The following is a 220-nucleotide window of genomic DNA, read 5'->3' as shown; positions in this document are numbered from 1 at the left end:
GCCAGTCAAATTTTTCTTTGAGGACAGCCAGGCCATCTTGACCAACCGGCGTACCATGAACTTTGTTGGTTCCCTGCTTAGGCGCACCGTAGCCAATTACCGTCTTAACCTCAATCAAGGTTGGCTTATCGGAACGTTTAGCCCGCCACAAAGCTGCATCGATCTGAGCCAGATCATTGCCATCCTCAACGCGTTCATAATTCCATGAAGCCGCCTTGAC

Annotated in this window: 1 pseudogene; it reads right to left on the bottom strand. The window is 50.5% G+C overall.

The annotated features are described in order from the left end of the window. Nucleotides 1-220, bottom strand: a pseudogene (locus tag LJE08_RS14715) (transketolase); the annotation flags it as partial.

Origin of the sequence: Holdemanella sp. DFI.5.55, from assembly GCF_020593575.1 — a bacterium.
Lineage (GTDB): Bacteria > Bacillota_I > Bacilli_A > Erysipelotrichales > Erysipelotrichaceae > Holdemanella > Holdemanella hominis.
This window is presented reverse-complemented; position numbering and strand designations above follow the sequence as displayed.